Source organism: Herminiimonas sp. CN (assembly GCF_000622895.1).
GTDB lineage: Bacteria > Pseudomonadota > Gammaproteobacteria > Burkholderiales > Burkholderiaceae_D > AVCC01.
Window position 1 is genome coordinate 23,956 of the sequence record NZ_AVCC01000028.1, and the last position, 14,407, is coordinate 38,362.

At 50.9% G+C, this 14,407-nt stretch carries 13 protein-coding genes and 1 pseudogene; 9 read left to right on the top strand and 5 right to left on the bottom strand.

Annotated elements, in window-relative coordinates; all coding sequences use genetic code 11:
- Positions 1-24: 24 nt before the first annotated feature.
- Positions 25-1,287, bottom strand: coding sequence for a lysophospholipid transporter LplT (gene lplT / locus HMCN_RS0108240; protein WP_025916935.1), 1,263 nt, complete (start codon positions 1,285-1,287; stop codon positions 25-27).
- A gap of 250 nt (positions 1,288-1,537) precedes the next feature.
- Here lplT and alr point away from each other — a divergent pair, with 250 nt between their 5' ends.
- Both alr and radA read left to right on the top strand, forming a co-directional pair.
- Positions 1,538-2,623, top strand: a complete 1,086-nt coding sequence (gene alr / locus HMCN_RS0108245; protein ID WP_025916936.1) for an alanine racemase — start codon at positions 1,538-1,540, stop codon at positions 2,621-2,623.
- 118 nt (positions 2,624-2,741) lie between these two features.
- Positions 2,742-4,112, top strand: a complete 1,371-nt coding sequence (gene radA / locus HMCN_RS0108250) for a DNA repair protein RadA (protein WP_025916937.1) — start codon at positions 2,742-2,744, stop codon at positions 4,110-4,112.
- Positions 4,113-4,257: 145 nt separating this feature from the next.
- Here radA and HMCN_RS19205 read toward each other — a convergent pair whose 3' ends face one another.
- Complete coding sequence (locus HMCN_RS19205; RefSeq protein ID WP_162174121.1) at positions 4,258-4,671, bottom strand: hypothetical protein; 414 nt, start codon at positions 4,669-4,671, stop codon at positions 4,258-4,260.
- Here HMCN_RS19205 and HMCN_RS0108255 point away from each other — a divergent pair.
- The 7 genes and pseudogenes from HMCN_RS0108255 to HMCN_RS18630 all read left to right on the top strand — a co-directional run bounded on the left by HMCN_RS0108255 (position 4,658) and on the right by HMCN_RS18630 (position 11,623).
- Entirely contained in the window at positions 4,658-5,641 is a 984-nt protein-coding gene (locus HMCN_RS0108255; protein ID WP_238552034.1) for a polysaccharide biosynthesis/export family protein, read from the top strand. The two genes, HMCN_RS19205 and HMCN_RS0108255, sit on opposite strands and share 14 nt — an antisense overlap.
- Entirely contained in the window at positions 5,641-6,120 is a 480-nt protein-coding gene (locus HMCN_RS0108260; protein ID WP_025916939.1) for a low molecular weight protein-tyrosine-phosphatase, read from the top strand. The genes HMCN_RS0108255 and HMCN_RS0108260 overlap by 1 nt, the downstream gene beginning before the upstream one ends.
- 134 nt (positions 6,121-6,254) lie before the next feature.
- Positions 6,255-8,537, top strand: a complete 2,283-nt coding sequence (locus tag HMCN_RS0108265) for a polysaccharide biosynthesis tyrosine autokinase (RefSeq protein WP_238552035.1) — start codon at positions 6,255-6,257, stop codon at positions 8,535-8,537.
- Between the two features lie 261 nt (positions 8,538-8,798).
- Positions 8,799-9,776: a hypothetical protein gene (locus tag HMCN_RS19210; protein ID WP_155837484.1), complete on the top strand. Its 978-nt coding sequence runs from the start codon at positions 8,799-8,801 to the stop codon at positions 9,774-9,776.
- Between the two features lie 652 nt (positions 9,777-10,428).
- The gene (locus tag HMCN_RS19550) at positions 10,429-10,635 is read left to right on the top strand and encodes a hypothetical protein (protein ID WP_025916943.1); all 207 of its coding nucleotides are present in this window, start codon (positions 10,429-10,431) and stop codon (positions 10,633-10,635) included.
- Positions 10,616-10,690: pseudogene (locus HMCN_RS20105) on the top strand (DUF1565 domain-containing protein); the annotation flags it as partial. The gene HMCN_RS19550 and the pseudogene HMCN_RS20105, both read left to right, overlap by 20 nt.
- Complete coding sequence (locus tag HMCN_RS18630) at positions 10,691-11,623, top strand: right-handed parallel beta-helix repeat-containing protein (protein WP_238552037.1); 933 nt, start codon at positions 10,691-10,693, stop codon at positions 11,621-11,623.
- Positions 11,624-11,766: 143 nt separating this feature from the next.
- Here the strand turns inward: HMCN_RS18630 and HMCN_RS0108290 are convergent, their stop codons facing one another.
- The 3 genes from HMCN_RS0108290 to HMCN_RS0108300 form a co-directional block, all read right to left on the bottom strand.
- Positions 11,767-12,369, bottom strand: a complete 603-nt coding sequence (locus tag HMCN_RS0108290) for a phosphatase PAP2 family protein (protein ID WP_025916944.1) — start codon at positions 12,367-12,369, stop codon at positions 11,767-11,769.
- A gap of 229 nt (positions 12,370-12,598) precedes the next feature.
- Complete coding sequence (locus tag HMCN_RS0108295) at positions 12,599-13,798, bottom strand: DegT/DnrJ/EryC1/StrS aminotransferase family protein (RefSeq protein ID WP_025916945.1); 1,200 nt, start codon at positions 13,796-13,798, stop codon at positions 12,599-12,601.
- A gap of 4 nt (positions 13,799-13,802) precedes the next feature.
- Positions 13,803-14,407: sugar transferase (locus HMCN_RS0108300; RefSeq protein WP_238552039.1), on the bottom strand; the 605-nt coding region annotated here is incomplete at its 5' end.

A 14,407-nucleotide genomic window follows, 5' to 3' on the forward strand; every position in this document is an offset into this window, starting at 1 on the left:
GTGAGTATATATATTTCGACAGGCTTAGTGCTTGTGCTCGCCAATCAGTGCCACCGAATCGTATTCGTGCTGGTTGGCGGCGTGCTTGCGCATGACCAGGTACATGGTGCCAGCCACGAACAGGCCGAACAGGACGATCACCGCATTGAGGTCGAGATTGAGTGAAATCATCAGTGCATACAGGCTCAGCATGGTCAGTATCGACAGGTTTTCATTGAAGTTCTGTACCGCAATCGAATGGCCTGCACTCATCAGCACGTGGCCGCGATGTTGTAGCAAGGCATTCATCGGCACCACGAAGAAACCGGACAGGATGCCGATCAGGACCAGCAACGGATAGGCGATCCAGACCGAGTGCACCAGCGTCATCATGATCACTACCATACCCATCGCAATCCCCATCGGCATCACCGACAGGGATTTTTTAAGCGGAATAAAGCGGGCCGCACCGATCGCACCCAGCGCCACCCCGACTGCCACGATGCCTTGCAAAATGGCAGCCTTGTCGAGCGGCATATGCAGCGATTTCTCTGCCCATTTCAGCACGATGAATTGCAGCGTGGCGCCGGCGCCCCAGAATAAAGTGGTGACTGCCAGCGAAATCTGGCCCAGTTTGTCGTTCCACAGAATCACCGTGCAATGGGCAAAGTCGCGGAACAGCTTGATCGGATTGCGTTCCTGGTGATCGTAATGGGCGCCGGTGTCGGGGATCTTCAGGTTGAACGCAGCCGCCAGCACATAGCCGCCGACGATCACGCACAGGGCGGCCTCGATCGGAGTGTCGACGCCAAAGTCGAGCAGCGGGAAATCAAACCGCAATAGCGTCGCCGCAATCGCCGGATTGACCAGCGCTCCGCCCAGCACCGTGCCGAGAATGATGGAGCTGACGGTCAAGCCTTCGATCCAGCCGTTGGCCGCCACCAGTTTTTCGGGCGGCAGCAGTTCGGTCAGGATGCCGTACTTGGCCGGAGAATACGCGGCTGCGCCAAAGCCCACCACCGCATACGCAATCAGCGGATGGACGCTGAAGAACATCAGCGCGCAGCCGGCAACCTTGATCAGGTTGGTGACGAGCATCACGCGGCCTTTGGGCAACGCATCGGCAAAAGCGCCGACGAATGCCGCCAGCAGCACATAGGACAGCACAAAGCACAGCTTGAGCAGCGGCGTCATCCATTCCGGAGATTTCAATTGCGCCAGCAGCGCAATGGCAGCGATGAGGAGGGCGTTATCGGCGAGCGAAGAAAAGAACTGCGCCGCCATGATGATGTAGAAACCGCGTTTCATTCGGCTGTTGGCTCACTTGTTGTTGAGAACATGAATTCTTTTGTCTAAGCGGTGCAGCCGGCTATGGCTGTGTTGCTGTAGAAGTAATTATTTGTGTAAATCCTGACGGTAACGGAATACATCCGGCTTGCTTTATACCATGAAAATATGCGGCATTCGGCAGAATCTGGGTGTTGCCGGGCGGCTCCGGTAAAATGTACGTCGGACATTACTTTTTCCATTACACGCACTTTCTTTGCCAGGTTTGCCCATGCCAAGACCTACTGTTGCCATCATAGACATTGCTGCCATGCAGCACAATTTAGCTATTGCCAAAGCGCAAGTTCCGACTGCCAGAACTTGGGCAGTGCTCAAGGCGAATGCCTATGGCCACGGCCTGGAGCGCGGCATGCGCGGTTTCGCTGCGGCCGACGGGCTGGCCCTGATCGAAATCGAAGCGGCGGTGCGCCTGCGCGAACTGGGCTGGAACAAGCCGATCCTGTTGCTGGAAGGTTTTTTCGATGCCTCCGATCTGGCTGTCGTCAATGCGCACCGGCTGGAATTCGCGGTCCATTGCAACGAGCAGATCGCGTTGCTGGAGCAGGCCAGGTTTGATGCGCCGTTGCAGGTGCACCTGAAGATGAACAGCGGCATGAACCGGCTCGGCTTCAAGCCGGCAGCCTTTCGGGCCGCTTTTGCGCGCCTGAGCGCGATGCCGGCGGTGGGCAAGATCACCCTGATGACCCACCTGGCCAATGCCGATGACGCCAAAAACACTACTTTTCCGCTGATGGATCAGGTGCGCCGCTTCCGCGCCGCCACCGAAGGACTGGCAGCGGAAGTCAGTCTGTCGAATTCGGCCGCCGATCTGTTGCATCCCGAAATCCAGACCGATTGGGTGCGTCCCGGCATCATGCTGTACGGCGGCACGCCCGGCGGCAAGAGCGCGGCCGAGTTCGGCCTGTTGCCGGCGATGACGCTGCAAAGCGAAATCATCGGCATCCAGGATATCGTGCCGGGCGATGCGGTCGGCTACGGCAGCCGTTTCTGCGCCGAAGGGCCGATGAAGATCGGCGTGGTAGCCTGCGGTTACGCCGACGGCTATCCGCGCCACGCGCCGAACGGCACCCCGATCATCGTCGATGGTGTGAAAACCCGTATTGTCGGCCGGGTGTCGATGGACATGATTACCGTTGACCTGACCGACGTGCCGGGCGCGCGCATCGGCAGCAGCGTCACCTTGTGGGGGCAGGGCTTGCCGATCGATGAGGTGGCGCAGGCCGCCGGCACCATCGGCTATGAATTGATGTGCGCGCTGGCAGCCCGGGTGCGGATTGTGGAAGGTTCTCCGGCGTAAAGTATACTGCGCAGTGTATTTTTAATGCCGCAATGAATATATGCGAAAAATACTATTTTTTTCATATACCCCATTGTTTTCTGTAACTGTATGAAGGCTGCGCAAGCGCCGATGAGCGATGGCTAAGGCAAAAACCAATTACACCTGCACCGAATGCGGCGGCGTATCGGGCAAATGGACCGGCCAGTGCCAGGCGTGCGGGCAGTGGAACACGCTGCTCGAAACGATCGTGGAGACCGGCTCCAACCGTTTCTCAGCGCAACCGCAGGCGCTGGCGCAAACCGCGCCGGTGCAGAGCCTGGCCGATATCGAGGCGATCGACGTGCCGCGCTTCGGCACCGGCATCGAGGAATTCGACCGCGTGCTCGGCGGCGGTCTGGTCGCCGGCGGCGTGGTGCTGATCGGCGGCGACCCCGGCATCGGCAAATCGACGCTGCTGCTGCAGGCGCTGGCAAATCTGTCCCACTCGAAAAAATCCCTGTACGTCAGCGGCGAGGAGTCCGGCGCACAGATTGCCATGCGCGCCAAGCGGCTGATGGTGGACGCCAAGGAACTCAAGCTGCAAGCTGAAATTCAGCTGGAAAAAATCCTTGGCACGCTGGCCGACATCAAGCCGGAAGTGGTGGTCATCGATTCGATCCAGACCGTGTATTCGGACGCGCTGAGTTCCGCGCCCGGCTCGGTGGCGCAAGTGCGCGAGTGCGCGGCGCAACTGACAAGGGTGGCGAAACAGAACGGCATCACCATCATCCTGGTCGGCCATGTGACCAAGGAAGGCGCGCTGGCCGGGCCGCGCGTGCTGGAACACATCGTCGATACCGTGCTGTACTTCGAAGGCGATACGCATTCCAGCTTCCGGCTGGTGCGCGCGGTCAAGAATCGCTTCGGCGCGGCCAATGAGCTGGGGGTGTTCGCGATGACCGAAAAAGGCTTGAAAGGCGTCTCCAACCCGTCGGCGCTGTTCCTGTCGCAGCATGACAACGCGGTGCCCGGTTCCTGCGTGATGGTCACGCAGGAAGGCACACGGCCGTTGCTGGTCGAGATCCAGGCGCTGGTCGATACTTCCCACGCGCCGAATGCGAAACGGCTATCGGTCGGCCTGGAGCAAAACCGGCTGGCGATGCTGCTGGCAGTGCTGCATCGGCATGCCGGCGTGGCCGCGTTCGATCAGGACGTGTTCATCAATGCGGTCGGCGGCGTCAAGATCACCGAACCGGCGGCCGACCTGGCGGTGTTGCTGGCAATCAATTCCTCGATGCGCGACAAACCGCTGCCGCGCGGCCTGGTGGTGTTCGGCGAAGTCGGCCTGGCCGGCGAAATCCGCCCGGCGCCACGCGGCCAGGAGCGCTTGCGCGAGGCTGCCAAGCTCGGATTTTCGATCGCGATGATCCCGAAATCGAATGCGCCCAAACAGACAATCGCAGGATTGACCATTATCGCCGTGGAGCGCATCGACGAGGCCTTCAAGCGTCTCCGGGAGCAGGAGTAAGTTCGCCACAGAAGCAGCCCGGCCGGGCTTGTCCGCATGCGTTTTCAGTAGCTTTCAATCCAATAGTCGGAAGTAGATTGCCGGCGGCGCTATGGCGCTGCGCGCAATCTTGCGTCCGCGTTCTCTCAAAATAATTGCATTGCCATTAAGATTTTGTTTGAGCGGTGTCAAACCAAATATGTGTTAAATCGTCAATATTTAACACGTGGGCGCGTGCTTTGCGGATACAAAACGATGACCCCGGTTGAGGCGCAGCAGTTTTAAAAAATGCGTATGGAGCGCTACAAAAAGCGACTTTTGCCAATATCGGTGTCAAGTGCAGGCAAACGATGACAGCCCCTGTTGTTTTAGGTAGTCCAAACAGGAAAATTGAGGCAAATATGCATATTTTTTCAATCTCCTTCCGTAATAGATGCAGTGCGTTTGCATTGCTGCCATTGCTTGCAGCGTGTGCCAGCATCGCTCCCGGCATGCATATGGACTCCTCCGCATCCGCGCCAACGTCCACATCCGCTTCTGAAACGGTGGTATCTGACATCAGTCCGGTGATCAAACCCATTACGCCGCAACTGCTGAAAGTGGAGAAGGAGCAGCGCGAGAAGCAAGTGATTCAGGATATAAGTCGTTTGGTCGCACCCCCGCAGCCATACGGCATCCAGAGCGGTGACATACTTTCGATTGTGGTGTGGGAACATCCCGAGCTCGCAGGCGCCGCCATGCAAATCTCGGCAACGGGTTTGGCGGGTGTGGATACTGTGGCTACGACATCTCCTCCTGCAGGTTTTGTGGTGGATCACGAGGGCATGGTGCAATTTCCGTATGCCGGCGCTCTGAAGCTTGCCGGCCTGACAGAGGAGGAGGCGCGCAATCTGCTCACATCCAAGCTCGCCCGTTATATCAATAATCCGAAAGTCACATTGCGGGTGCAGGCCTATCGCAGCAAGCGGATTTACATTGACGGTGAAGTCAAGGCTCCTGGCCTGCAGGCGATCAACGATATTCCGATGACGCTGGTCGAAGCGTTGAACCGTGCAGGCGGCTTATTGCCGACTGCCGATCAAAGCCAGATTTACATCACGCGCGGAGATGCAACCTATCAAATTAACCTTCTGCAATTGGTGCAAAGAGGCATTAATCCAGCCGGCATCATGCTCACGCATGGCGATGTCATTCGCGTGGTTTCCCGTGATGAAAGCAAGGTTTTTGTGTCGGGAGAGGTAGTTACCCCCAAAGCACTCACCATGCATAACGGACGCCTGACGCTGAATGAAGCGCTGGGCGAATCCGGCGGCATCAATCCAATCACTGGCGATGGCAAACAAGTGTACGTGGTGCGCAAATCGGGTAGTGAACGGCTGGTATACCAACTGGATGCAAGTTCGCCCGGGGCGCTGGCGATGGCGGAGGGCTTCGAACTCAATCCGAAGGACGTGATCTATGTCGCCGCTTCAGGATTGGCGAACTGGCATCGCACGCTCAGCCTGATGTTGCCCGGCCCGTTATCGTCAGTTTTGGGGCCGATCAGGTGATGAACAGCATATTGTTCATCTGTATCGGCAATATCTGCCGCAGTCCCATGGCAGAGGGTTTGCTTAAACATGCGTTGCCGGATCAGGTCGTACTTTCTGCCGGCATCAGTGCGCTTGTGAACCAACCGGCCGACCCCATGGCGATTCGGCTAATGCGGGAGCAGGGTATCGATATAGGCGCGCACCGGGCAAGGAACCTTGCTGCCTGGATGGTAATTGAGGCGGATGTCATCCTGGCAATGGATGAAAGCCAAAAGCGCTTTATTCAGAGTCGGTATCCAGAATCGAAAGGCAAGGTATTTCGGCTGTGCGAGGCGAGCGGAATCGATATTCCGGACCCATACCGGCAGGGCTTGCCCGCGTTCAGGCATGCGTGCGATCTGATTTCGCAAGGAGTGGACGAACTGGTGATTAGACTTGCGCATCATGCTGGCGATATGAAACGACATGCATTGGCAAGCATTGTAGAAAAATATTAGGTCCCGACTGCATAGGCTGGGCATGGTTGAGAATGGGATTTTGCGAAGAGATTTAGGGGGGGCTGAGCGTAGTTGCAGTGGCTTGATTATGTTCGGCATTATTTTTTACATGCTTAAATTGGATTCAAATAATCATGATGAATCAACTTATTCCACAAGCTGTCCCAACCCCGATTCCGCAGCCAATGCCTCCGGTCATGCATGATGACGAGGTTGACCTGGCCGCTTATCTCGATACTTTTCTGGATAATCGCTGGCTGATTGCCGGCATAGTGCTCGTGATTACGCTGTTGGGCGTAGCCTATGCGTTTGTAGCCAAGCCTGTCTATGAAGCAAGCATGCTGGTTCAGGTTGAGGAGAGCAGCCCGAACCAGTCCAATAACTTAGTCGGCGAAATCGGCTCGACGTATGCGGTTAAGACTGCGGCGATAGCTGAAATGGAGCTTCTCGGATCACGTTTGGTAGTTTCTAGCGCCGTTGATAATTTACAGCTTTACATCACTGCACAGCCCAAATATTTCCCCCTTGTTGGTGCAACGCTCGCTAGTTTTAACAAGCAACTCTCCGATCCCGGGATATTTGGCCATGGCGGTTATGCATGGGGTTCGGAGAGCATCAAAGTTTCGAAATTTAATGTGCCGGATTCTTTGCAAAATCGCGATTTTGTACTTACAGCAGAAGGCAACGGAAAATATCGCCTGGGCGAAGAAGAACACGCCATTGCATTGCAAGGCAGGGTTGGCAGCGCGCTGGATGCCGGCACCGGGGCAGGGCGCATTGAATTGCAGGTGGAAAATCTCGCCGCCAAACCCGGTACCGAATTCCTTCTCAAACGCGCATCCAGACTAAGCACCATTGAAAGCGTGCAAAAATCTTTGATAGTTGCAGAACCGGTCAAGCAATCCGGCGTGATAGCAATCAAGCTTCAAGGCCAGAATCCGCAATTAACCAACGATACTTTAAAAGAGATTGGCCAAGAATATTTGCGTCAAAACGCGGCACGCAGAACTGAAGAGGCTGAGAAGTCGCTCGCTTTCCTGAATAAACAGCTGCCGGATCTTAAACAGAAATTGGAGCAATCCGAAAGCAAATACAACAAATTCCGTAACAGCCATAACACGTTTGATTTGGGGGAGGAAGCTAGAGTAGATTTGCAACAATCTGCTGCGGCTAAAGTCAAACGCTCAGAATTGCTGCAAAAGAAAACCGAGTTGCTGGTTGGTTTTACGCAGGCGCACCCACTGGTAATGGGCGTCGATGCTCAGTTGAGGGAAATCAATGCTCAAATCAAGTCGATTGACGGGCATTTGAAATCGTTTCCTGATTTGCAGCAGGAAGAGCTGCGCCTGACGCGCGATATTAAAGTCACTTCCGATCTTTATAGCCAGTTGCTGGCAACTGCACAGCAACTTAGCTTGATCGCGGTAGGTAAGGTGAGCAATGTACGCTTGATAGATAATCCAATGGTCCCGGAAAAACCGGTGAAACCGAATCGTCCGTTGGTGATCGCTTTGACTGCGCTGACCGGTCTGTTTCTTGGCATGATTGGTGTCCTGATTAAAAAATCCCTCAAGCGGGAAATAGACGATCCTCGCATCATCGAGAAAACGCTCGGAGTACCGGTTTATGCCACCATCCCTCATAGTAAAAAATTAAGGGACTTATATAAAAAAGTCAGTGCCAAATCGCAGAAAATACCGCTTTTGGCGCATGTTTCCTCTACCGACGGCGCCATCGAAAGTTTGCGGACTTTTCGCACTGCCCTGCAATTTTCGATGCTGCACGCTACAAACAATATAGTGCAGATGAGCGGCGCCACACCTGGATTGGGCAAGTCATTCGTCTCGGTCAATCTGGCAGCAATTATCGCCACGTCTGGAAAAAGAGTCTTGCTGATTGATGCGGATTTGCGTAGCGGACATCTTCATCAATACTTCAGCATGGGCAGATCGGATGGATTATCCGAGGTTATTTCTGGAGAGATGCAACTCGATCAGGTGATACATCGGGGGGCGATGGAGAATCTGGATTTCATTTCCACGGGACGGTTGCCCCTGAATCCATCCGAATTGCTATTGCGACCAAATTTCGGCATGTTGCTGCAATCCTTGTCTGCCAGTTATGACCTTATTTTGATTGATTCCGCACCTATCCTGGCTGCTTCCGATGCAATAATCGTCGGTTCACATGCCGGCACGATTTATATCATGAGCCGTGCGGGAGTCAGTACTGTTGCGGAAATCAAAGAATCGCTTAAGCGCCTGAACCAGGCCGGCTTGGCAGCCAAAGGCGTCTTGTTCAATGATTTGAAGCCAAGATCCGGGCGCTATGGTTATGGCTACGGCTATGGCAATAAGGAACACGCTGAATATGCATTCAATGAGAAGAGCCTGATCAAGGTATCCTCAAAACTATAGTGGCCGTGTACTACTGCGTTAATGGGAGATCACACTCAGCGACAGATATCGCAAGAGAATGCATAAGATATTCGGCCGTATCGTAGGTTTAATTTTGATTTTTGGCTTCAAAAGGGGAATCTGATTCTATCCACTCTGGATACATGCTTGAAGATCAATTGATCCTGAAAAATTGATGATCAGATTTAAAAAGACTTCTGATGTATCCGCTGATCAGGTGCGAACAATTCAAAACCGCTTTTATGATCCTGAAGGATCTGCATGACTAATCCTGATAAGCCCCTGCACCTTTTGCATGGTCAATTGGTTGAGGTGCGCAGCAGCCGCGAAATTGCCGCAACGCTTGATGCCGATGGCAAACTCGACGGTGTTTTGTTTATGCCGGAAATGGCGCGTTATTGCGGTAGCCGTATCCGCGTTTCGCGTCGCGCCGATAAGACCTGCGTAGCCGGGCATGGCTTGCGCAGCATGAAATCGACCGTATTCCTGCAAGATATGCGGTGCGATGGAGGATTCCACGATGGCTGTCAGCGGAACTGCCTGTTTTTTTGGAAAGAAGCATGGCTGAAACCGCTGGAGGCGGATGTTGAACCATTGCAAGCCGAAGCACCGCTTGATAGTACTGCGCTAACTTGGTTAAACCAGCTCCCGACTCGGCGTGATGGCAGATATTTTTGTCAATCTACTGAGCTATACACCGCAACAAGGGAACTGTCCCGATGGGACATTACGCCATTTATTCGAGAGATTTTGCATGGAGAACTATCGCTGCATGAATTCCTGAAAATTATTTTACGCACAGTGCAACACCGTTTTTTTGGATGGGAAGAACCTGGATATCTGGTCGGGCCACAGGGGAAAAAAAATAAGGGGGATTTGAATCTCCAGGCAGGCGAATGGGTTGATGTTAAAAGCCCAGAGGAAATCCGGGAATTCCTCGATTCTAAGGGGAGTAATTGTGGTTTATTTTTCAAACCCACAATGTCCGATGCTCTTGGCGGGCGCTACCAAGTCGAATTTCCCGTTAAAAAGATTATTTTGGAGCAAAATGGCAAGATGGTTAACTTGACCAATACCGTCGCTTTGAAAGGCGTGATTTGCCAAGGCGTATGCGTTAATAATTGCCCCCGTAGCGAATATCTCTATTGGCGCGAGAGCTGGCTTCGGCGTGCCGATGCTGCGGTAGCCGGCACTGAACATCCTGTAGTGATGCGACAAACCGAAGGCGGGGAAGTTTAGCTGTAGTAGTTCCGACCGCATCTGACAGTCGCCCCGATTGGCCGGATTTGAAGTAATCGTCTCTTGCATCAATGGCACTTTTATCATTGTGCCATCAATACTTGCCTTCGGCAGGTGATGCCTTCTGAAACCGTATATTCAGTAAGTCCTATTCTTCTCCTCGTAATACTTCGAAAACCGGTTTTCCCATTCCGAATAGCGTGTATGGATGGCGCTGACGCTACCAAAGCGTTCTGTAGCCTATACCGCTAGCATCTTCTTGATCTCAACGATTCTTAAAAGAAATTTACCTTGATAATACGCTGCGCTAGCGCCTTTATCGAGATAGTAAGATTGCTCATTTGTGCGATTGTAAATGGCCATTCTCCGATGCGATTGAATGTATTGTTTTTATTGCACAAAAGATTGTTAATTCCACAATGAAATGATTTTTTTATTGAAATATTGCGGAACTTAAACAGTTGAGGTTCCTCAAAAACCATTCATTTTATTGACATTGTGAGGAATTTTAATTGCATAATTCGACAATCTTTCAACTCAAAGCGCGCGCAATGTTGTGCACAAGTCTAACCGTATTGCTTGCAGCTTGCGGGGGTGGTTCCGGTACAGATGCTACCCAAACAGATGCGCAACTGCTTGCAAGAAGGCATTATTGGCAGCAGACAACCACCACATCACCAACCACTTCGACATCAACCACCACATCACCAACCACTTCGACATCAACCACCACATCACCAACCACTTCGACATCAACGACCACATCACCGACCACCACAACATCAACTACCACATCATCAACCACAACACCGGTTGCAACGAGTACAAAAAATTATTACGTGGCAACCACGGGTTCTGACTCCAACCCTGGTACGCAAGCCGCCCCGTTCAAAACCATCAAGAAGGCTGCGTCCGTGGCCACCGCCGGTTATATCGTGCATGTTGCCGACGGTACCTACAATGAGCAGGTCACCACGAATTCAAGCGGTACTGCAAGCGCCTATATCACGTATGTGTCCGATAACAAGTGGGGAGCAAAAATTGTTTCCCCGGGAACTGGAACAACTGCTGCCTGGCAGAATAATGGAGACTATGTTGCCATCCTTGGATTTGATGTGACAGGCGGTGGTGCTGTTGGCATTAATCACTCAGGCAGTGGCGATATTGCAAGCTACAATCATGTGCATAATATTCCCGCCGTAGGTTGTACGGGATATGGTGGCGCAGGTATCGGTTTTGATAATTACAATGGGAAAAGCGGGTTTCTAGCTGACTCCAATGTCGTCAACGATATTGGCCCTTTGGGGACTACTTGTTTCCGAGTCCAGGGAATTTATCCATCCATCCCGAATGGAACTGTTTCCAATAACATTATTTATCGTGTTGTCGGTTATGCGATTAACACAGGGCATAACTCGTATACGAGCAAGATCGTGAATAATACGATGTTTGGCAATGGTAATCCTTCTCTCGATGGGGGTGGTATTGTCATTACTGCAAATGATTTTGCCACACAATCCCATGGGTTCATTGTTGCAAATAATATTATTTATGACAATCAGGGTATCGGTGTGCACGAGGAGGGGTCGCAAGGCGCTAATACCTATACCAATAACTTGATTTATGGAAATAATACCAATTGGGGAAATCTGGGTAGCTCCCACACCAGTGATGTAGCTGCTGCTCCACAATTCGTGAACTACATTCGTACTGGTGGCGGAAACTATCGCCTTGGTAGTACATCACCAGCAATTGGCAAAGGTTCCACGAGCTATGCGCCGTCAACTGATTTTGATGCCGCAATACGGTCAACTACCGTAAACGATTTGGGGGCGTATAAATATTAAAGCGTACTAGGGCGTGAGTATGGGGGCGTTGATTTTACAGCAACGCCCCCATTGCGTTAAGGTAAAAAATTTTTTAGTACATAAAAACTCAGGCTGTATATGAGACGCACATCAGCAAAATGATTTATTTAGTAGGCACTGAATTAGGTATTTAATTCCCACGTTTCCCAGTTGTATGTTTTCTCTTGCCCCGACAGATAAAGTGCTATGCGTTCCATCCAATTTTCAATGGATATTGGTTCAGCGTACCAGACAGTCATGAAGACAAACACACTCAATGGAAGAATCCAGGGATTCAGGTTGAATGATGGTAAGGGGCCTGAAATCCAAATAAAACTGAAGCTGACAATTCCACCGAGAATGCATCCAGCAACGGCTTCTGAAACAGAGTGTTCTTTTAACACAACGAGAAGAATGCCCATCAATATACCAAATATGATGCCAAGTAATATTCCTGTTGCTCGTATTAATGGTGGAAACCGTTGCAGCAGAAGATAAAATAACACTGGAATAACTGCAGTCGTAGAAGTCGCATGGCCACTGAGGGCTTTGAAATCAATTGCGTGAATGCCTGAACCCCAGCCTAAAAAAGCAATTTTTGAGATCGCAACCAGACTAATGCCTGCGGTAAATAGTAGAACCCACTGCCAAGCCGTGCGCCATGCTCTGCCAGTAATAAAATAAACCATAATTGCGACAGCAGCCGGAATCATAACCGCAGTGTCCCCAAGATGGACAATCTTCATCCATGGAATCATAAAATATCAATGCCTTCATTTTATTTTATCGTGAACCATTTTTCATGATGATTTACAGTCTTATTAGGAAGATATTCACGACTTTGTAGTGTCATCACCCAATATGGAAATTTTTATATCTTCCTGACGCGAAAAATCTGCTTGGAAATAAAAACTTCAGGAGATCGATAGTCCGTCCTGGATGTAAGCTGAATTCTTACGATGGGTACGATGTGTGTTATTGATGCCTGGTAACTAATTTCTCAATGGTAGCCATCGCCAACACTTCGTCAATTGTCTGACATGTCTGCTCCATATTTGTTGCGGTAAGGGTTGGATGCACAAGAAACATGATGCTGGTTTCACCTAATTCCTGTGCCACCTTTAAGCGATTCAGCGGACGATAATTCGTGTTGTCAAATGCCTTTTCCAGATACACCTCTGGACAAGTGCCTTGCATGCACGGCACACCTCTACCTGAGATTTCGTTTATGATGCGGTCACGTGTCCAGCCATCTGCCAGGTTTTCAGGTTTAACGAATACGTAATATTTATAGTAGGCATGCTCGATATTCGCCGGTACGTAAGGCACCCTTACGGTAGCGTATCGTTGGCATGTCGCACCGATTCTTTCCGCATTCCCCCGCCGCTGCGCCGACCATAAAGGCATGCGCTGCAACTGAATGCGCCCGATCGCCGCCTGCATCTCAAGCATTCGCCAGTTGGTGCCAAAAGAATCATGTACCCACCGGAAACCAGGTGGGTGCGAGTTCTCATACACCGCTTCCCAAGATTTGCCGTGATCTTTATATGACCACATGACAGACCACCAGTCGCGATTATTGGTTGTCACCATGCCGCCTTCACCGCCTGTAGTCATGATCTTATCCTGGCAAAATGACCATGCGCCAATATGCCCAATACTGCCTACCATACGGCCCTTATAGCGTGCCCCATGAGCCTGAGCGCAGTCTTCTATCACATATAGATTATGCGTGTTTGCCAGTTCCATGATTGGATCCATATCGCAGGGAAAACCTGCCAGATGGACGCAGATGATTGCCTTGGTGCGTGGTGTGGCTACTGCTTTTATTGTCTCTGCAGTAATATTCTGGCTGTTTCGATCTACGTCGGCAAAAATTGGCACGGCTCCGGCATTGATGATGCAGCTTGCAGAGGCCAAAAAAGTACGCGGCGTGACGATCACTTCATCGCCAACGCCAATCCCGAGTGCCTTGAGCGCTACATCCAGTGCAAGTGTGCCATTGGCGAGCGCGATCGCGTAATCCGTTTCCACCCATGCAGCAAATTCTTTTTCAAATTCGCGACACTCGGTACCCGTCCAGTAATTGACTTTATTGGATAAAAGGACATTTTTAACGGCATCAGCCTCTTCATCAGTGAAGTTAGGCCAGGGATCGAATGGTGTGTTTAACATAAAATCACTTTAAAAGTGTTTGCACAATGTATTTGATGTCACTTAACATGGAGTAATTAAAGAAATATTCCTTGTTTATCTTTACCTTGTCGGGCCAGATAATGTTGTCATTATAATAAATAGGATCAACGACAGATAACAGTAGCGACTCCTCATTTTTGTACTTAATGGATGCCGGCCCTGTAATTCCTGGCCGTAACAGTAATATCACCCTATCATTCCCCTCTAACATATCTGCATAACCCGGGACATCAGGGCGAGGCCCGACAAAGCTCATACTCCCGAAAAGAACATTAAATAGTTGAGGCAATTCATCAAGTTTATATTTTCTGAAGTAAGCGCCTGATTTTGTAATTGATGAAATATTTTTTGCAGTTATGTGGCTTCTCGAATTATTGGTTGCATACATAGTTTTTATTTTATATATGCTTATAATATTTCCGTGTTGTCCGACGCGTTTTTGAATAAAAAAACCATTGCTACGAGTTTCTATTGCAGCAATTATCCAGCATAAAATAATCAAAGGCCAAAGAGTGATTAAGCCAATCATTGAAAATAAAATATACAAAATTCTTTTTAATACAAAATCAGATTTTGACATTCTTATCA